This window comes from Blastococcus sp. SYSU DS0973, assembly GCF_054051055.1.
The window spans coordinates 210,091-228,023 of record NZ_JBJHAN010000002.1; the positions used below are offsets into that span (position 1 = coordinate 210,091).

At 75.6% G+C, this 17,933-nt stretch carries 17 protein-coding genes and 1 tRNA gene; 6 read left to right on the plus strand and 12 right to left on the minus strand.

The window, feature by feature from the left end; genetic code table 11:
- The first annotated feature begins 17 nt into the window (after positions 1-17).
- The gene (locus ACI791_RS04820) at positions 18-839 is read left to right on the plus strand and encodes an HAD family hydrolase (protein WP_456585001.1); all 822 of its coding nucleotides are present in this window, start codon (positions 18-20) and stop codon (positions 837-839) included.
- 67 nt (positions 840-906) lie between these two features.
- Here ACI791_RS04820 and ACI791_RS04825 read toward each other — a convergent pair whose 3' ends face one another.
- From ACI791_RS04825 to rarD, 5 genes are all read right to left on the minus strand, one after another.
- Positions 907-1,779: an ABC transporter permease gene (locus tag ACI791_RS04825; protein ID WP_456585002.1), complete on the minus strand. Its 873-nt coding sequence runs from the start codon at positions 1,777-1,779 to the stop codon at positions 907-909.
- Entirely contained in the window at positions 1,779-4,649 is a 2,871-nt protein-coding gene (locus ACI791_RS04830; protein WP_456585003.1) for an alpha/beta fold hydrolase, read from the minus strand. Before ACI791_RS04830 ends, ACI791_RS04825 begins: the two co-directional genes overlap by 1 nt.
- 77 nt (positions 4,650-4,726) lie before the next feature.
- Positions 4,727-5,887 carry a LytR C-terminal domain-containing protein gene (locus ACI791_RS04835; protein ID WP_456585004.1) on the minus strand — a complete coding sequence of 387 codons (1,161 nt, stop codon included), beginning with the start codon at positions 5,885-5,887 and terminating at the stop codon, positions 4,727-4,729.
- A 338-nt stretch (positions 5,888-6,225) separates the two neighbouring features.
- The gene (locus tag ACI791_RS04840; protein ID WP_456585005.1) at positions 6,226-6,564 is read right to left on the minus strand and encodes a DUF3263 domain-containing protein; all 339 of its coding nucleotides are present in this window, start codon (positions 6,562-6,564) and stop codon (positions 6,226-6,228) included.
- Between the two features lie 116 nt (positions 6,565-6,680).
- Positions 6,681-7,598, minus strand: a complete 918-nt coding sequence (rarD, locus tag ACI791_RS04845) for an EamA family transporter RarD (RefSeq protein ID WP_456585006.1) — start codon at positions 7,596-7,598, stop codon at positions 6,681-6,683.
- Positions 7,599-7,672: 74 nt separating this feature from the next.
- Between rarD and ACI791_RS04850 the strand changes: the two genes are divergently transcribed.
- On the plus strand, positions 7,673-8,071 hold the full coding sequence (locus tag ACI791_RS04850) for a DUF5313 family protein (RefSeq protein WP_456585007.1): 399 nt from the start codon (positions 7,673-7,675) through the stop codon (positions 8,069-8,071).
- Here ACI791_RS04850 and ACI791_RS04855 read toward each other — a convergent pair.
- Both ACI791_RS04855 and ACI791_RS04860 read right to left on the minus strand, forming a co-directional pair.
- Positions 8,071-8,143: transfer RNA gene (locus ACI791_RS04855), tRNA-Thr, on the minus strand. The two genes, ACI791_RS04850 and ACI791_RS04855, sit on opposite strands and share 1 nt — an antisense overlap.
- A gap of 203 nt (positions 8,144-8,346) precedes the next feature.
- Entirely contained in the window at positions 8,347-9,039 is a 693-nt protein-coding gene (locus ACI791_RS04860) for a hypothetical protein (protein ID WP_456585008.1), read from the minus strand.
- A gap of 139 nt (positions 9,040-9,178) precedes the next feature.
- On the opposite strand from ACI791_RS04860, the gene ACI791_RS04865 reads away from it, so the two are divergent.
- From ACI791_RS04865 to ACI791_RS04875, 3 genes are all read left to right on the plus strand, one after another.
- Complete coding sequence (locus tag ACI791_RS04865) at positions 9,179-9,952, plus strand: ABC transporter permease (protein ID WP_456585009.1); 774 nt, start codon at positions 9,179-9,181, stop codon at positions 9,950-9,952.
- A 104-nt stretch (positions 9,953-10,056) separates the two neighbouring features.
- Positions 10,057-11,313, plus strand: a complete 1,257-nt coding sequence (locus tag ACI791_RS04870) for a S1C family serine protease (protein ID WP_456585010.1) — start codon at positions 10,057-10,059, stop codon at positions 11,311-11,313.
- A 42-nt stretch (positions 11,314-11,355) separates the two neighbouring features.
- Entirely contained in the window at positions 11,356-12,636 is a 1,281-nt protein-coding gene (locus ACI791_RS04875) for a DUF445 domain-containing protein (RefSeq protein ID WP_456585011.1), read from the plus strand.
- Positions 12,637-12,638: 2 nt separating this feature from the next.
- On the opposite strand, the gene rlmB is transcribed toward ACI791_RS04875, so the two are convergent.
- From rlmB to ACI791_RS04900, 5 genes are read right to left on the minus strand one after another with little or no spacing between them, the layout of a single operon-like run.
- On the minus strand, positions 12,639-13,619 hold the full coding sequence (gene rlmB / locus ACI791_RS04880) for a 23S rRNA (guanosine(2251)-2'-O)-methyltransferase RlmB (protein ID WP_456585012.1): 981 nt from the start codon (positions 13,617-13,619) through the stop codon (positions 12,639-12,641).
- The gene (gene cysS / locus ACI791_RS04885; RefSeq protein ID WP_456585013.1) at positions 13,601-15,007 is read right to left on the minus strand and encodes a cysteine--tRNA ligase; all 1,407 of its coding nucleotides are present in this window, start codon (positions 15,005-15,007) and stop codon (positions 13,601-13,603) included. Before cysS ends, rlmB begins: the two co-directional genes overlap by 19 nt.
- 25 nt (positions 15,008-15,032) lie before the next feature.
- Positions 15,033-15,545: a 2-C-methyl-D-erythritol 2,4-cyclodiphosphate synthase gene (gene ispF / locus ACI791_RS04890; RefSeq protein WP_456585014.1), complete on the minus strand. Its 513-nt coding sequence runs from the start codon at positions 15,543-15,545 to the stop codon at positions 15,033-15,035.
- The gene (gene ispD, locus ACI791_RS04895) at positions 15,542-16,300 is read right to left on the minus strand and encodes a 2-C-methyl-D-erythritol 4-phosphate cytidylyltransferase (protein WP_456585015.1); all 759 of its coding nucleotides are present in this window, start codon (positions 16,298-16,300) and stop codon (positions 15,542-15,544) included. The genes ispF and ispD overlap by 4 nt, the downstream gene beginning before the upstream one ends.
- A 38-nt stretch (positions 16,301-16,338) precedes the next feature.
- Positions 16,339-16,821, minus strand: a complete 483-nt coding sequence (locus tag ACI791_RS04900; RefSeq protein WP_456585016.1) for a CarD family transcriptional regulator — start codon at positions 16,819-16,821, stop codon at positions 16,339-16,341.
- Between the two features lie 154 nt (positions 16,822-16,975).
- Here ACI791_RS04900 and ACI791_RS04905 point away from each other — a divergent pair, with 154 nt between their 5' ends.
- Positions 16,976-17,803, plus strand: coding sequence for a UbiA family prenyltransferase (locus tag ACI791_RS04905; RefSeq protein ID WP_456585017.1), 828 nt, complete (start codon positions 16,976-16,978; stop codon positions 17,801-17,803).
- The last annotated feature ends 130 nt before the right edge of the window (positions 17,804-17,933 follow it).

Sequence of the window (17,933 nt, forward strand, 5' to 3'; positions counted from 1 at the left end):
GCGGACAGGATGAGGGCGTGACAGCGCGCATCGTCTACACCGATCTCGACGGCACCATGGTCGGCCCACGCGGCTCCTTCTGGCACACCGCCGGCCGGGAGCTGACCGACGGCCCGGCCGGCGCCCTGCTCGACCTGCACCGCGCCGGGGTGGCGTTGGTGCTGGTCAGCGGCCGGACCTACGAGCAGGTGGTGGAGGCCGCGCGCATCTTCGCCGCCGACGGCGCCATCGCGGAGCTCGGCGCCACCATCGGTTGGGGCTCCGGGCGGCACACCCACCGGCTGCGCGGCGAGCTGCCGGCCGGCTACGGCGACCGCACGCCGATGGACGTGATGGCCGAGCTCGGCGTGGTCGAGGACCTCGTCGCCGCGCACCCCGGCCGGCTGGAGTGGCACGCCCCCTGGCACGCGACCCACCACACCGACGCGCTGCTGCGCGGCCGGGTGGATCCGCTCGCCGTCGACGCCTGGCTGGCCGAACGCGGGGCGGGGTGGCTGACGCTCAAGGACAACGGGGCCATCCCCGCGTCGTCCCGGTTCGGCCTCCACGACGACCCGGCGCCGCCGCGGGTCTACCACCTGATGCCGCGCGGCATCTCCAAGGGGGCGGCGATCGCCTGGGACCTGGAGCGCCGGGGCCTGTTCCCCGACGACGCCGTGGCGATCGGCGACAGCCTCAGCGACCTGGACATGGCCCCCGCCGTGGGCCGGCTGTGGATCACCGCGAACGGCGGGGCGGTCGACGGGATGGCCGCGGCGCTGGCCGCGGTCCCCAACGCCTCGGTGACCGCCGCCGCCATGGGCGAGGGCTGGGCCCAGGCGGTGCGCCAGAGCCTGTGAGCCGGCGTTCTGTGCACGAACGGTCGCCTCGGGCAGTCTGGGACGACCGTTCGTGCACGAACTGCTGTCAGCTGGTCACGTCTCTGCGGGCGAAGTGGCGGAACCCGAGCGCCGTGAAGACGGCGATGTAGACCAGCGACTGGATCACGCCGCGGAACAGGTCGCCGTCGTCGACCGGCGTCTGCAGCAGGTCGGTCCAGGCGAACTCCTCCGCCGTCGGGAACCAGTCGCGGATCGACCCGAGCTGCTCCACCTGGTCGAGGATGGCGAAGACGAACATGGTGAACACCGCGCCACCGACCGCCGCCAGCGGTGCGTCGGTGATCGTGGAGAACCAGAACGCCAGCGCGCCGACGACGAGCAGGTGGACGGCGAGGTAGCCGAGCATCCCGGCCAGCCGCAGCATGCCCTCGCCCTGGTCGATCCCCACACCGACCGGCGTCCTGATGTCGTCGAAGCCGAACGCGATCCCGCCGGCGACCACCGCGACCGCGGCGAGCGTGACCAGCGCCGCGACCGACTGCACCAGCGCGGCCAGCCACTTCTGCCGGAGCAGCCGCATCCGGGGGATCGGCGTGGCCAGTGCGTACCGCAGCGAGCCCCACTGCGCCTCGACGGCGACGGTATCGCCGAAGAACAGCGCGTAGACCACGACGAGGAAGAAGCTGGTCGTCGCGAACAGCACGAACAGGGTGAAGTTCAGCCCGCTCGCCGTCGCGACGTCGACCAGGTTGATCCGGCTGTTCTCCGCCGCCTCCTCGCTCGCGCCCAGCTGCAGTGCCGCGATGAGCACCAGCGGCAGCGCGATCATGAGGGCGAAGACACCGAGGGTGCGGCGGCGCTTGAACTGCCGCCGCAGCTCCACCGACAGCCGCAGCGTGCGCTCCGGCCGGTAACCGGCGACCGCGCCGGTCGGCTGCACGTGGTCGGTCGTGGTCATCAGCTCTCCCCCACCAGGGCCAGGAAGGCGTCCTCGAGCCGCCGTCGCGGCGTGAACTGCTCGACGGCGATGCCGACCGACACCAGCGCCTGCAGCACGTCGGCGCGGCGGGCGCCGTCCAGCTCGGCGACCAGGCCGTCGTCGCCGCGCGCGGCGGTGACCCCGGGCAGCGACGAGAGGACGGCGATCGCCCGGTCGGTGTCGGCGTCGTCGGCCAGGCCGACGAGCACCGAGCCTCCGGCGCCGACGATCTCCTCCACCGTGCCCTGCGCGATCTTCTGCCCCTTGGCCATGACCACCACGTGGCTGCAGGTCTGCTCGATCTCGCTGAGCAGGTGGCTGGAGACGATCACGGTGCGCCCGGTGGCGGCGTAGGAGCGCAGCACGTCGCGCATCGCGTGGATCTGCGGCGGGTCGAGCCCGTTGGTCGGTTCGTCGAGCACGAGCAGATCGGGCAGCCCGAGCATCGCCTGGGCGATCGCGACCCGCTGGCGCATGCCTTGGCTGTACCGGCGCACCGGCCGGTCGATGGCCGCGCCGAGGCCGGCGACCGCGAGGGCCTCGTCCATGTGCGCGTCCTCGGCCGGCCGGCCGGTGGCGGCCCAGTAGAGGCTGAGGTTGTCCCGGCCCGACAGGTGCGGCTGCAGGCCGGTGCCCTCCACGAAGGAGCCGAGCCGGGACAGCACCGGGGCGCCGGCACCGGCGGCGTGCCCGAAGACGCTGATCCGCCCCTCGGTCGGCCGGATGAGTCCCATCAGCATGCGCAGCGACGTGGTCTTGCCGGCACCGTTGGGCCCGAGCAGGCCGAGCACCTGGCCGCGCCGCACCTCGAACGACAGGTCGCGCACGGCGACGAAGCCGTCCTTGTAGGCCTTGGTCACGCCGGTGAACCGCAGCGGGACGTCCTCGCCGTCCGGCTCCACCTGCGAGGTCTGCCGGCGCCGCCGGCTCCCCCACCAGCGGGCGGCCAGCCAGCCGAGCAGACCCAGACCGGTGACGACGGCGAGCAGCACCCACCAGCGCGAGGTGCCGCCGGTCGACTCGCTCCGGCCGCTGACCTCGGGCGCCGCGAGCTGCGTCTCGCCCGCGGCCACGCCGTTCGCGGCGCCGGCCGAGGCCAGGCCGACGGAGTAGACGGCCGCCTCGTCGGGCAGCGCGAAGGCCTGGTCGGTGGAGGACACCAGCACCCGCATCCGGTGGCCGGCCTCGAAGCGGTGCACGATCCCCGGCAGCGTGACGCCCACCCGCGTCGGGGCAGTCGGATCGGTGGAGAGGCCGGTGAGCGCGAGGGGCGCGACCAGGCCACCGGGCAGCGTGGTGGCGCCGTCGGGACCGACGTCGTAGAGCTTGGCGAACAGCGTCGCCGAGCCGCTGGGCGAGGCGACCACGAGGTCGACGGTCGAGGCGCCGACGACCTCGACGGCCTCCTCCAGCGGAGCGCTGTCGAAGGCGGCGTACTGGCCGGGGATCTCCGCGGTCGACCCGCCCAGGGCGGAGGTCAGCGCACCGAGCCCCGGCACGGTGGTGAGGGCGGCCGGCGTGCCACCGGCCGGGGTGACGACCGGCTGCACGGGCCCGGAGACGGTCACCGACCGGCGGGTGGCCGGCTCCGCGCCGTCCAGCCCGGGGTAGGCCTCCGCGGCGACGGTCTGGCCGCCGCCCTGGACCCGGCCGGTCGTGGCGCCCAGCCCGGTGGGCGCCGGGAACTCGAAGCCCGTGCCGGGGTCCTCGCCCTGTCCCCGCAGGTGCCAGTCGAACCAGCCGGCGATCTGGTCACGCAGCTCCTGCCTCTGCCGGTCCGACGAGGACGCGTCGTGGCCGCCGGCGAACCAGACCACCTTGACGGGGGTCCTGTCCGCGGCGATGCCGCGCGCGTTCGCGTCGGCCTGGCCGAGGCCGAAGAGCGAGTCCTGGGTGCCCTGCACCAGCAGCGTCGGCACGTCGATGCGGTCGAGCACGCCGTCGGGGCTGCTGCGGTCGAGCACTGCGGCCACCTCCGGCGTGAGCGTGCCCGAGGCCGCGGCCGTCTGGTACGCCTCGCACACCTCGACCCGGAACCGGCCGCAGGTGAGCAGCAGCCCGGCGGCCTCCGGGTTCTCGGCGGCCTGCTCGAGCAGCGCGGGCGGGAGGGCGCCGAGGGAGGCACCGCCGGCCGCCCCGCCGGCGCCACCGAGCGCGTCCAGCAGGCCGCCCGAGGAGGAGCCGATGCCGAAGAACAGCCCGGACCACAGCCGCTTGTAGACACCGGCCGCCTCCGTCTGGGGGACCGCGGCCACCGTGTCGGCCGGCGTCTCGCCGGTCTGCGACGGGAAGAGCGCGGTGGTCAGGGAGTTCCAGGTGATCTGCGGCGCGATGGCGTCGACCCGCTGGTCGTAGGCGGCGCCGAGCAGGGCGAGCGCACCGCCGTAGGACCCGCCGGCCACCCCCACCCGCGGGTCGCCGTCGGCGTCGAGCTCGACCTCCTCGCGCTCGGCCAGGAGGTCGAGCAGCGTGGAGAGGTCGGCGATCTCGTAGCGCGGGTCGTTGAGCCCGATCCGGCCGGTGCTCTCCCCGAACCCGCGAGCCGAGTACGTGAGGACGACGTAGCCGCGCCCGGCCAGGTCGGTGGCGTCGTCGGCGACCGACCGCTTGCTGCCGCCGAAGCCGTGCGCGAGCACGATCGCGGGAGCCGGGTCGTCGGTGTCCGGGAGGTAGAGGGTGGTGTCGAGCTCGACGGCGTCCTCCCCGGAGCCCGACGGCACCCGGGCCACCTCGGTGCTGACCTCCGCGGCCGCCGCCGGGGGCGCGAGCACGACCAGACCGGTCGGCAGGGCGAGGGCGAGCAGGGCGGCGGCCGAGGCGCGCGCTGCGGAGCGCGGGCGGGGACGCACGAGCCCGCGGAGGGAGCGCACGAAGCGCCCAACGGCCGGGTGCCCGCCCGTGTTCCGGTAGCCCGGGGCGACCGGGGTCAGGGCTGCCAGTTGCCCGTGGCGACGACGACCAGCCCGGGCGCCGGGACGTCGGCGACCTCGAAGAAGCGGGGCGCGGGGCCGGCGAGGTCGGGGAACTGGTCGATCAGCTGCAGGGCGGCCTGGCGCTGCTGCTCGTCGCCCTCGGTGAAGAAGACGGTGGTGGTGGCGACGTCCGCGCCGGGGTAGGCGCCCACGCCGGGCGACTCCCAGCCACCGGCGACGACGACCCCGGAGATCTTGCCTGCCAGCCCGGTCACGTTGGTGGCGTTGAGGACGGTGACCGGGACCCGGACGGGGGTGGTGACCGGCGGCTCGACGGGAACCGGGTCGACGGTGAGCGGCGGCAGGGCCGCGCTCGGCGGGGCGACGGTCGGCACGCTGGGCGGGGCCGACGCCGACTGGGCCGCCGCCTCCTGATTTTCGGGGGAGGTGACCGTGTAGACGCCGAGGACGGTGCCGGCGACGACGGCCATGGCCACCAGGCCCGTGAGGACGCGGCGCGGCTTGCGCTCCGGCTCGTCGTCGAAGATCACCTCGGGGGTGCCGTTGCGCTTGGCGGCCTTGCGGCGCGCGGCGTCGGCGGCCTGGCGCTCGGCGCGGTAGGCGGCCCGTCCGCCCTTGACCGGGCCGGTCACAGCGCCGTGGACGAGGTCTGCGGCCGCGCGGTCGTCGAGGTCGTCGTACGTGGCCTCGAACTCGGCTTCGGGCTCCGCCGCCTGGCCACCGCGGGTCGTCCTCCGCTCCGGGATGGCGGTGGTGGGCGGCGCCACCGGCCCGCGCAGCACGTCCGCGCCGGTGTCCGCGCCGAGCCGGGAGCGGCCGGTGTCCTCGGTGCGGGAGGGCTTGGTCCAGTCCCCGTAGGAGGACGACGGCGCACCCGACGGCGTCGTCTGGCGCGGGACGCGCGGCACGCGGGGTGCGGGGGCGTGCCCGCCGGAGCCGCGGCTCGGGCCGGTGGTGGCGAGGGGCTCGTCGTCGACCAGGACCGACGAGGCGGGGCGGGGGGCGGCCGGGGTGGGTGCGCCGAAGAGCGCGTCGCCCGCGCCGGCCGGCGAGAGGAGGTCGGCGCCGCGGACCGGTGCCGCGGACTCCTCCCGCGGCTCGGGCGTGGGCACCGCGCGGAACGGGGCGACGCTGGTGAGCGGCGCGGACGCCACGGCAGGACGGGGCACGGCAGGACTGGGCACGGCCTGACGGGGCGCGGCCGGGGCGGCGGATGCGGCCGGGCGGGCACCGGCGGGGACCGGGGGCAGCGGCAGCCGGGAGCGCGAGACCTGACGCGCGGCCTCGCCGGCGGGCGTGCTCAGCAGGGCGTCCCGACGGCGCTCGGAGCGCTCGCGCCCCGGAGCCGTGGGGTGGTCGCTCAGGCGCACGTCCGCGTCGGGCCACAGACCGTCGGGGGCATCCGTCCTGCGCCGCCCCACGGTCGCAGAAGGGTTCCCTCGACCTAGTTCGTCACTGCCTGACGCGGCGTGCCTGCCCACGGTCACCGAATCTAATCGATGCGATTGGCCTTGCCCAGGATCTGCGAGGAACGCGTCCGCTGCCGCGCCGTGCGCAGCCGGCGGAGACGCCGGACCAGCAACGGATCGACGGCCATCGCTTCCGGACGGTCCACCAGTGCGTTGAGCGCCTGGTAGTACCGGGTCGGCGTCGTGCCGAACAGGTCGCGGATCGCCGTCTCCTTGGCACCGGCCCGCCGCCACCACTGCCGCTCGAAACCGAGCATGTCGTGCTCCCGCCGGGACAGCGCTGCGCCGCCGACCTGCGCGGTTCCCTCCCCTGACCCCTCGGCCCGGGGCGGGGAGACCACGGGGGCTGGGTCGCTGCTCATGGTTCGTCCATCTCCTGCCACGCTCCGCCTCCCGGGGACCCCGGGCGGCTCGAGGAGGACGGTAGCCCCGGCCACCGACGTTTCCGGCCGAGCGCCGCGCCGGGCTCCCGGTGATCTCAGGGAGTGGCGACCACCACGTCCCGGCCGGCCCTCCGGGCCCCGGCCCGGGCGTGTCGCAGGGTGTCGACGGTGAAGACGGCGAGGGCGACCCAGACGATGACGAAACCGGCCAGCCGCGCGGGCGGCATCGGCTCGCCGTAGACGAAGACGCCGATCGCCAGCTGCATCAGCGGGGTCAGGTACTGCAGCAGCCCCACCGTCGACAGCGGGATCCGCCGAGCGGCCGCCGCGAAGAGCAGCAGCGGCACCGCCGTCGCCACCCCCGCGCTGGCCAGGAGCAAGGCGTGCCCGACGCCGGCGTTGGCGAAGGTCCCGCTCCCCCCGGTGTGCAGGACCGCCAGGACGACGCCGGCAGGGACGGCGACCAGGGCCGTCTCCAGGAACAACCCGGGCGCCGCCTCGACCTTCACGAGCTTCTTCATGAGGCCGTAGAAGCCGAAGGTGAGGGCCACGCCCAGCGCGATCCACGGCGGTCGCCCGTAGTCGACGGTCAGCACGACGACCGCGACGGCGGCGATGCCGACGGCCACCCACTGGAGCGGGCGCAGCCGCTCGGCGAAGACCACCACCCCCAGCAGCACGCTGACCAGCGGGTTGATGAAATAGCCGAGCGAGGTCTCCACGACCTGGCCGGAGTTCACGCCGTAGACGTAGATCAGCCAGTTCAGGGCGATGAGCACCGCGGCCCCGGCCAGCACCAGGAGCGTGCGTGGGCTGCCCACCGCCGCGCGCACGTGCCCCCACCGGCGGACGACGGTCAGCAGCAGCCCGACGAACAGCAGCGACCAGAGCACCCGGTGCGCGACGATCTCGAGCCCGCCGGCGGGCTCGAGGAGGGGGAAGTACAGCGGGAACATGCCCCAGAGCGCGTAGGCGCCGAGCCCGGAGACCACCCCCAGGCGACGCTCGTCCACGGCCGCACGGTACGCCGGGGCCCGGCGGGCGCGACGGGGCGCCGCCCGGCTCCGCGGCGGCCTACCGTCGGAGCGTGCGCAGACAGCGGCCGACCCCCGCGCAATGGGTCTGGTACGCCCTCGGTGGAGGGCTTCCCCGGGAACTGGCGCCGTGGGTGCTGGCCGACACGACGCGCAGCACCTGGGTGTGGCGCCACCTGGCGCGGGCGGCCGTGCAGCTGCTGCCCCTCGTCGTCGTCTGCCTGCTGCTGGTACCCGTCCCGCTCGTGTACCGGCTCAGCGCCGCGGGCGGCGGGCTGCTGCTGGGCCTGCTGTTCTCGCTGGCGTACATGGTGGAGACCATCGAGCACCGGGTGGCCAAGGCCGGCTACGAGCCGGGCACCGCCGCGCGGGTGCGCACCGAGCGGGCCGAGCGGGACCGGGTCGAGCGGCTCGCCCCCTACCGGCGGGACGGCGCGGGCAGCTTCGACTGAGCCGACGAGGGGACTCGAACCCCTAACCGCCCGATTACAAGTCGGGTGCGCTACCAATTGCGCCACGCCGGCGGGACATGAGCTCCAGGCCCCGCATCAGGATAGGGACATCCCGGGCCACGGCTCCGGGACGTCGGTCAGGACGTCTGCTGCCGCGCGTCGCCCGGGAGGCCGGGGATCGGAGTCGACCCGGAGCGGATCATCGGAACGGCGCCGGGTGCCCGCCACCGCCACCCGACCGGCCCACCGGGCCGCGCGCCGACGCAGGGGTCGCCTCAGGCCGCCTCGGTCTCGGTGCTGGGGTCGGCGCGCGGCGGCTCGCTGCGGACGTAGCCGGCCGGGTCGCCGCCGTGCATGGGGCCGGCGGCGAGCCAGCGGGCGAAGCCGGCCGGGTCCCGGCGCTCGAGCTCGTCGAGCACCTGGGCCCGCCGGCTCACGATCCGCTGCCGCGCCGCCGGGGCGAGGGGGCCCTGCAGCTCGGTGCCGGTGCGCAGCCACTCCTCGCCCAGCGCCGCGGTCGCCAGCCCGGCGACGGCCGGGGACGGCGCCGGGACCCACCCGCCGGCGACGGCGTGGATGCCGGACACGGAGGCCGGCCGGGCGGCGGCCGCCCGGCGGTCGCGCGCCCAGCGCAGCGCGGCCCATGCGGCCACCCCGACGCCGACGAGCAGCAGGGCCGCCGCGCCGCCGGCCAGCACGGCCGTCCCGCTGACGACCAGGAGCGCCCCGATCGTCACCGCTGCGACCATGCCGACTGCCTCGAGGGCGGAGCGGCGCGCGGGCGTCGGGTTCTCGCGGGCCACCCCCGCGGCCACGCACCCGGCCAGGGCGCCGGACACGCAGACGGCGACGAGCCCGGGACCGCGCAGGGCGATGCCGCCGACGACGGCCACCACGGCGGCGCAGGCCAGGCCGAGACCGATCAGGAACCGGAGGAAGGGACCACGGACGGGCACGGGAGTCTCCACGGCGCGATGGAACGGGGCGGATGACGGGCACCGCCCGTCGTCCCCGCCACTACCCCGTCGCCGGCGGCGATGCACACGGAGCCACGGATCGATCACCCACCACGGGGCACGCCGGCGCCACCCGGCAGGATCGGCGGTCGTGGGTTCCTCCGTGGTCGACCTCGACCTCCGGCTCGGCGTCGTCCTCCTCGCCCTGACGGCACTGGCCGCCGTCAGCGGCCGGCTGTCCGGCCTCGGCGAGGACCGCGCGGTGCTGGTCGCCGCGGTGCGGGCCACGGTGCAGCTCGCCGTCGTCTCGGCCGTCCTGCTGGTCGTCGTCGACTTCCTGTGGCTCTCCGCCGCGTTCGTGCTGCTCATGGTCACCGTCGCGACCGTCACCGCCGCCGGTCGCACCACCGACCTGCCGCTGCGCTCCGCCGGGGCCCTCCCCCGGTTGGCCGCCACCGCACTGCCCGTCCTCGGCGGCGCGGCGCCCGTCGTCGCCCTGGTCCTGGTCAGCGGCACCGTGCCGCTGCGCGGGGAGGCCGTCATCCCGATCGCCGGCATCCTCGTCGGCGGCGCCATGACCGCCACCTCCCTGGCCGGCCGGCGGCTGCGGGAGGAGCTGGCCCAGCGGCACGGCGAGGTGGAGGCCGCGCTCGCCCTCGGGCTCCCGCCGCGCGACGCCGTCCTCCTGGTCGCGCGGCCGGTCGCCGGCACCGCGCTCGTGCCCCCGCTGGACCAGACGCGCACCGTCGGGCTGGTCACCCTGCCGGGCGCCTTCGTCGGCGTGCTGCTCGGCGGCGGCAGCCCGCTGGAGGCCGGCGCTGCGCAGCTGCTCGTGCTCATCGGGCTGCTGGCGGCGGAGGTGCTGGCCGTCTGGGCGGTCACCGAGCTCGTGGCGCGCGGGCGGCTCCTGCCCGTGCCGCGGTAGCACCCAGGAAGCTCACAGCCTCCCCCCAGTGTTGCGCCAGAGGACGGTCGCACAGTGGACAGCGACGCAGCAGCCGCGGACGGCTGTGCGAGGAGAGGACACCAGTGAGCGAGCACCAGCACCAGTACCCCGGCGCGGGCCACCAGTTCACCTGGCAGCCCCCGCAGCAGCCGACGACGCCGCAGCCCATGACGCCCGTGACCTACCCTGCCTACGGCGGTCTGCCCACTCCCGCCCCCGCCCCCGAGAAGCCGACGACCCGACGCGGTGGACGGCTGCGGATCGGCCTCGCGGGCCTGGTCGCCGGCGCGCTCATCGGCGGCGGCGCCGGCGCCGGCGTGACCGCGCTGCTCGACGAGCCGGCCGGCTCCACGGCGTCCTCGGCGTCCGCGCAGAGCGTGACCATCGAGAACCCGGAGCGGGCGACCACCGCCACGGCCGCCGCGGCCAAGGCCGCGCCGAGCGTCGTCACCGTCTACGTGAGCACGGGCGCCAGCGCGGGCAGCGGCTCCGGTGTCATCCTCACCGCCGACGGCTACGTGCTCACCAACAACCACGTCGTCGCGGGCGAGGGCGGGGGCTCCGGCACGGTGCAGGTGCGCACCGCCGACGGCACGCTCTACGACGCCCAGATCGTGGGCACCGACCCCGCCTTCGACCTCGCCGTGCTCCGCCTCGACGGCGCCGAGGACCTCGTGCCGGCCACGTTCGCCGACTCCGACGAGGTGCAGATCGGCGACGTCGCCGTCGCCATCGGCGCCCCGCTGGGTTTGTCGAACACGGTGACCGACGGGATCATCAGCGCCACCGGGCGCGCCGTCGCCACCGGATCGACGCAGGACGACGCCACCGTGCTGGACGCCATCCAGACCGACGCCGCGATCAACCCCGGCAACTCCGGCGGCGCGCTGGTCGACGGCGCCGGCGAGGTGATCGGCATCAACACCGCCATCGCGACCGTCGCCTCCGGCCTCCCGGGTGGGCAGTCGCAGAGCGGCAACATCGGCGTCGGCTTCGCGATCCCGGGCAACACCGCCCAGCGCGTCGCCCAGGAGATCGTCTCGACCGGCACCGCGAGCCGCGCCTTCCTCGGGGTGACCGCGCGCACCGCCACCGACGACCAGAACCGCGAGGTCGGCACGGGCGCGGAGGTGGCCACCGTCGAGCCGGGCAGCGCCGCCGATGAGGCCGCGCTGCGGGCCGGCGACGTCGTCACCGCTGTCGGCGACCGCCCGGTGACCACGTCCACGGAGCTGACTGCCGCGATCCGCAGCCAGGCGCCCGGCAAGACCGTCGAGCTGACCGTCCGCCGTGGGTCGGACGCCCGGACCGTCGAGGTCACCCTGGGGAAGACCAACTGACACCCGGAGGCGGCTCCCGGCCCGGTCCCTAGGCTGGGCCGGGTGGCCGCACCCCGACCGACCGCGCCCCTGACCGGGGCGCTCGACGACCCGGCACGGGCCCGTGACCTGGCGCGGATGAAGCGGTTCGCGACCGGGCTGTTCCTGCTCGCCGCCGCGGTCTTCCTCGGGTGCGTGCTGCTCGGCGAGGACGCCGGCGCCTGGGTCGGCTACGTGCGGGCCACGGCCGAGGCCTCCATGGTCGGCGCGCTCGCGGACTGGTTCGCCGTCACCGCGCTGTTCCGGTACCCGCTGCGGCTGCCGATCCCGCACACCGCGATCATCCCGCGCAAGAAGGACCAGATCGGCGAGAGCCTGGGCGCCTTCGTGCAGGAGAACTTCCTCACCCGCGCGGTCGTCGAGGAGAAGCTGGGGAGCATCGACGTCCCGGGTCGGCTGGGTGCCTTCCTGGCCGCGCCCGGCCGGGCCGAGCGCCTGGGCGGGGACGCCGCCACCGTGCTCTCCGGCCTCATCGACCTGCTCAAGGACGAGGACGTGCAGCCCGCCGTCGCGGCGCTCGTCGACCGGAAGCTGCACGAGACCCCCGCCGCCCCGCCGCTGGCCCGGGTCGTCGAGCTGGTGGTCGACGGCGGCCGGCACCAGGAGGTGCTGTCCGCGGGGCTGCGGCTGATGGCCCGCTTCCTCGACGACAACCGGCTGGTCTTCCGCGCGCAGCTGGGCGACGCGTCGCCCGCCTGGGTGCCCGACTGGGTCGACGACCGGGTCTTCGACCGCGCCTTCGCCGGTGTGCAGGCCTTTCTGGAGGAGGTCGGCGCCGACCCCCGGCACGAGCTGCGGCGCTCCTACGACGCCCGGCTGCAGGCCTACGTGCACGCGCTGCGCACCGATCCGGACACCGCCGCCCGGGTCGAGGAGTTCAAGAAGGAGCTGCTGGAGCACCCCGCCGTTCGCACCTGGTCGGGTTCCCTCTGGACCACCACCAAGGAGGGGCTGCTCGCCGCAGCCGCCGACCCGGACTCCCCACTGCGGGCGCGGGTGACGGCGCTGATCCGCGACGGCGCCCGCCTCCTGCAGACCGACCCCGCGGTGCGGGAGCTGGTGCAGCGGCACAGCGCCCGCGCGGCCGGCTACGTCGTGGAGCGCTTCTCCGGCGACCTCGCGGACCTGGTCAGCAGCACCGTCGCGCGCTGGGACACCGACGAGACCAGCCGCCGCATCGAGCTCCAGGTGGGCCGCGACCTGCAGTGGATCCGGGTCAACGGCACCGTGGTCGGCGGTCTCGCCGGCCTGGTCATCTACACCGTGGCGCAGCTGCTCGGCTGAGTTCAGCGGCGGGCGGCCGCCGCGGCGTAGAGCGCGATGCCTGCGGCGACGCTGACGTTGAGCGACTCGGTGTCCCGGTCGATCGGGATGCGCACGACGACGTCGCACTTCTCCCGCACCAGCCGCGACAGGCCGGCGCCCTCGGCGCCGACGACGAGCGCCACCGGGTCGGCGAAGCCGTCGTACTCGTGCAGGTCGACGTCGCCGTCGCCGGCCAGGCCCACCGTCTGCAGCCCGGCGTCCTGGTAGGCGGCGAGCGCCCGCGGCAGGTTGACCGCGCGGGCCACCCGCAGGCGGGCCGCCGCGCCGGCGCTCGTGCGCCAGGCCGAGGCGGTCATGCCGACGGCGCGGCGCTGCGGAACGACGACCCCGTGCGCGTCGAAGGCGGCCGCGGAGCGGACCACAGCGCCGAGGTTGCGGGGGTCGGTGACGCCGTCCATCGCCACGATCAGTGGTGCCCGGCCGGAGTCGCGGGCGGTGTCGAGCAGGTCCTCGGGGTGCGCGTAATCGTACGGCGGGACCTGCAGGCCGATGCCCTGGTGCAGCGCACCCTGCGACATCCGGTCGAACTCGCCCTTGCCGACCTCGAGCAGCGGCAGGCCACGGTCGGCCGCCAGCGCGAGGGCCTCGGCGATCCGCTCGTCGGTGCCGCCGCGCGTCGTGTCACCGGTGACGACGTAGAGCGCCGTCGCGGGGATCTGCGCGCGCAGCGCCTCGACCACCGGGTTGCGGCCGAGCAGCAGCTCCGGTGACTCCTCGGCGCGCTGGCGGGCGCGGGCCCGGTCGGCCCGCGCCTTCGCGTCGGCGGCCGCCCGGCGCTGGGCCGGGTGCCCGGGCCGCGCCTCGGCGGGCGGGGTGGCACCCCGGCCGGCGAGGGAGCGGCGGTTCTTGCCGCCGGTCCCGGCGGTGGCGCGCTTCTTGCCCGCTCCGTCGCTGCGGCCGCGGCGCTGGCTGTTGCCGGCCATCAGGAGGTCAGCTCCCATCGGGGTCCGGAGGGGGTGTCCTCGACGGTGACGCCGAGGGCGGCGAGCTGGTCGCGGATGGCGTCCGCCGCCGCGAAGTCCTTGCGTGCCCGGGCAGCCTGGCGCTGCTCCAGGGCGAGGGCGACCAGTCCGTCGGCTGCCCGGGTCAGCTTCTCGTCATCGGCGCCGGCGGCGGCCCACTGCGGGTCCAGCGGGTCGAGGCCGAGCACGCCGAGCATGGCCCGGACCGACCCCAGCGTGCCCGCGACCGCCCGGTCGTCCCCGTCGGCCAGGGCGGTGTTGCCCTCGCGGACCATCTCGTGGATTGCGGCCACGGCCGCCGGGGTGCCGAGGTCGTCGTCGAGGGCGTTGCTGAAGTCGGCGCACAGCACCGGCGGGCCCGCGTCGGCGCCCACCCGCTCGACCGCCCGCTTCACGAACGACTCGATCCGGCGGTAGGCCGACCCGGCCTCCTCCAGTGCGGAGTCGGTGAACTCGATGGTCGAGCGGTAGTGCGGCGCCACCAGGTAGTACCGGAGCTCGACGGGGCGCACCCGTCGCACGACCTCGTCGACCAGGGCGGTGTTGCCCAGCGACTTGCTCATCTTCTCGCCGCCGAGGGTCACCCAGCCGTTGTGCAGCCAGTACTGCGCGAACCCGTCACCGGCGGCGCGGGACTGCGCCTGCTCGTTCTCGTGGTGCGGAAAGCGCAGGTCGAGCCCGCCCCCGTGGATGTCGAACTCGGCCCCGAGGTAGCGCCTCGCCATCGCCGAGCACTCCAGGTGCCAGCCCGGCCGGCCGCGGCCCCACGGGGTGGGCCACGAGGCGGTCTCCGGCTCGCCGGGCTTGGCGGCCTTCCACAGCGCGAAGTCACGCGGGTCCCGCTTGCGCTCGTCGGTCTCGGTGTCGGCCGCGGGCTGCAGCTCGGAAAGCCTCTGCCCGGTCAGGGCGCCGTACTCCGGAAAGGACCGCACGTCGAAGTAGACGTCGCCGTCGACGGCGTAGGCGTGGCCGCGCTGGATGAGGCGGGCCATCAGCTCGACCATCTCGGGAACGTGCCCGGTCGCCCGCGGCTCGTAGGTGGGCGGCAGGACGCCGAGGACGTCGTAGGCACGGGTGCAGGCACGCTCGTTGTCGTACGCCCACGCCCACCACGGGACGCCGGCCGCCGCGGCCTTCGCCAGGATCTTGTCGTCGATGTCGGTGACGTTGCGGACGTAGGTGACGTCGAGCCCCTGGGCGGTCAGCCAGCGGCGCAGCACGTCGAAGGCGAGGGCGGCGCGTACGTGGCCCACGTGGGGCGGGCCCTGGACGGTGAGCCCGCAGACGTAGACCGATGCCTCTCCCGGACGCAGGGGCGCGAAGTCCCGGACCGCACGGGCTGCGGTGTCGAAGAGGCGGAGGCTCACTGCGCAGAGTCTACGGAGGCCCCGGTCAGGGCCGGCGCGCCTGCACCGTCGTCCTCCCCGTCCGGACGACCAGGGCCGTGGCCACGGCGGCCCGCCCCTCGCCGCGGCCGGTGAGCCCGAGCCCGTCGGTGGTGGTCGCGGTGACGCTCACGGGGGCGCCGAGGGCCGCGGTCAGGACCGCCTCGGCCTCGCCGCGACGCGGTCCCAGCTTCGGCGTCGTGGACACCAGCTGCACCGAGGCGTTGCCCACCCGCCAGCCCGCCGCGTCCAGCACCTCGCGGACGTGGGCGAGGACGTCGGCGCCGCGCGCCCCGGCCCAGCGGGGGTCGTCGGTGCCGAGCAGCCCGCCGATGTCGCCGAGCCCGGCGGCGGAGAGGACGGCGTCGGTGAGGGCGTGGGCCACGACGTCGCCGTCCGAGTGCCCGGCGCAGCCGTCGGCACCCGGCCACTCGAGCCCGGCCAGCCAGCAGGGCCGGCCCGGCTCGATCGGGTGGACATCGGTGCCGATGCCGACGCGCGGCAGGTCCGGAACGGTCATCGCGCCACCTCGCACGACGGCTCGGCTCCGGGCTCGTTCCGCTCCTCGGTCGCCGCCGCTCCCTGCGATGCTCGCTCGGCCGTCGTCCGCACGCTCATCTCCGCGAGGACCAGGTCGTGCGGAACGGTGATCTTGGCGGCGCGCTCGTCACCGGGAACCGTGCGCACCGGAACGCCGGCGGCCCGGACGACGGCGGCGTCGTCGGTCAGCTCGGCGGCGTCGTCCAGGGCGGCGTAGGCGGCGACCAGGATCGCGCGGTCGAAACCCTGCGGCGTCTGCACCCGGCGCAGCGGGGCGCGCGGCACCGCCTCGACGACCACGCCGTCGTCGTCGACCGTCACCGTGGTGTCGACGACGGGGAGGACCGGCACGACCGCCGGGGCACCGGCGGCCAGGGCACCGAGCACCCGGGCGACGACGTCGGGCGGGGTCAGCGGGCGCGCGGCGTCGTGGACGAGGACGACGTCGGCCACGGGTCGGCCGGGGCCGCTCAGGGCGGCCAGACCGGCCCGGACGGAGGCCGTGCGGGTGCCGCCCCCGTCGACCAACCGCACCGCCGCGGGCAGGGCGGCCGCGAAGGCTGCGCGCTCGGCGGGCGGCACGGTGACGACGACCTCGGTCACGCCGCCGGCCAGCAGGCCCTCGACGGCCCAGGTGACCAGCGGGCGCCCCGCCAGCGGGACCAGTGCCTTCGGCCGGTCGGCGCCCAGACGCGAACCGCTCCCGGCCGCTGCGACGATGGCGGCAGCGCGCACGGGAGCGGTTCGGTTCGGTCTGGGGTGGCGCGGAGCGCTCAGCTGGCGAGGACCTCGTCGAGCAGGATCTCGGCCTTGTCCTCGTTGGTGCCCTCGGCGAGCGCGAGCTCGCTCACCAGGATCTGGCGGGCCTTGGACAGCATGCGCTTCTCGCCCGCGGAGAGGCCCCGGTCCTTGTCACGACGCCAGAGGTCACGCACGACCTCGGCGACCTTGTTCACGTCACCGGAGGCCAGCTTCTCGAGATTGGCCTTGTAGCGGCGCGACCAGTTCGTCGGCTCCTCGGTGTGCGGGGCGCGGAGCACCTCGAACACGCGGTTGAGCCCCTCCTGACCGACGACGTCACGGACGCCGACGATCTCTGCATTGTCGGCCGGCACGCGCACGGTGAGGTCGCCCTGGGCGACCTTCAGCACGAGGTAGGCCTTCTCTACGCCCTTGATGGTTCGCTTCTCGATCGCCTCGATGAGAGCGGCCCCGTGGTGCGGATAGACGACGGTCTCGCCGACAGTGAAGCCCATGTGTATGTGACCCCTTTCGCTTCCCCCAGGTTAGCACGGCAAACTTGCGAACGGATCGGGCCAGGTCAGTAAAGATGCAGGTCAGCGGCCTGGTCCGGAGCCCTGGAGGGGTTGACACGGCGTGATTCATGTGCCTGCGGAGGTGTTCCGGCCGATGGCCACCATCCGGGCACTGATCCTCGCGACCCACCCGGGCCCGGCGGTCGCGGTCACCGTCGTCGCCACCCTCCTGGCGGTCGCCGCGGACGTCCCGGCCGGTCGGGCCGGACTGCTCTGCGCCGCCGTTCTCGCAGGTCAGGCCTCCATCGGCTGGAGCAACGACTGGCTCGACGCCGACCGCGACCGGGCCGTGGCGCGCGCGGACAAACCGGTCGTGCAGGGCGCCCTGACGCCCCGGTCGCTGCGTGGCGCGGCCGTGCTGGCAGCCGCCACCGCCGTCGTCCTCTCCCTCCTCCTCGGCGTCGTGCCCGGCCTGCTCCTCCTCCTGCTCGTCGCCAGCGGCTGGGCCTACAACGCCGGCCTCAAGCGCACGGTGTGGTCCGGCGCCGGCTACGTCGTCGGCTTCGGCGCCCTGCCCGCCGGGGTGGTCGCCGCCGCGCCCGGGACCGCGGTCGCCCCGTGGTGGCTCGTCACCGCGGGCGCCGCCCTCGGCGCGGCCGCCCATCTCGCGAACGTCGCGCCGGACCTCGAGGACGACCTGGCCACCGGTGTCCGGGGGCTGCCCCACCGGCTGGGGCCACGGGCGTCGGCCGTCTCCGGGGCGCTGCTCCTCGCGGCGGCGTCCCTGGTGCTCGTGCTCGGCCCGCGCGGCGCACCGACGGCCGCGGGCTGGGCGGCGCTCGCGCTGACCGCACCGGCCGCCGTCGTGGCCGGCCTGTCGGGTGGCGTGCCGCGCTTCCGCAGGCTGGCCTTCCCGGCCGTGCTGCTCCTGACGGTCCTCGACGTGGTGCTGCTGGTCAGCGGCGGGGCAGCCCTGGCCTGAGGCCCGGCCGGGGACCGCCCCGCAGCCGGACGGCGCGGCGCCGACCCGTCCCTGCGGGCGGGGCAGGAAGGCGACCGATAGGCTCCGGGGGTCTCCGTGTCACCGATCCCGCGGTGGCCGGCACGGTCCT

Coding starts and splice junctions, on each gene's coding strand:
- ACI791_RS04825 (WP_456585002.1), bottom strand. CDS start 1,779: ATGACCACGACCGACCACGTGCAGCCGACCGGCGCGGTCGCCGGTTAC.
- ACI791_RS04840 (WP_456585005.1), bottom strand. CDS start 6,564: ATGAGCAGCGACCCAGCCCCCGTGGTCTCCCCGCCCCGGGCCGAGGGG.
- rlmB (WP_456585012.1), bottom strand. CDS start 13,619: ATGGGAGCTGACCTCCTGATGGCCGGCAACAGCCAGCGCCGCGGCCGC.
- ispF (WP_456585014.1), bottom strand. CDS start 15,545: ATGACCGTTCCGGACCTGCCGCGCGTCGGCATCGGCACCGATGTCCAC.
- ACI791_RS04900 (WP_456585016.1), bottom strand. CDS start 16,821: ATGGGCTTCACTGTCGGCGAGACCGTCGTCTATCCGCACCACGGGGCC.
- ACI791_RS04905 (WP_456585017.1), top strand. CDS start 16,976: ATGGCCACCATCCGGGCACTGATCCTCGCGACCCACCCGGGCCCGGCG.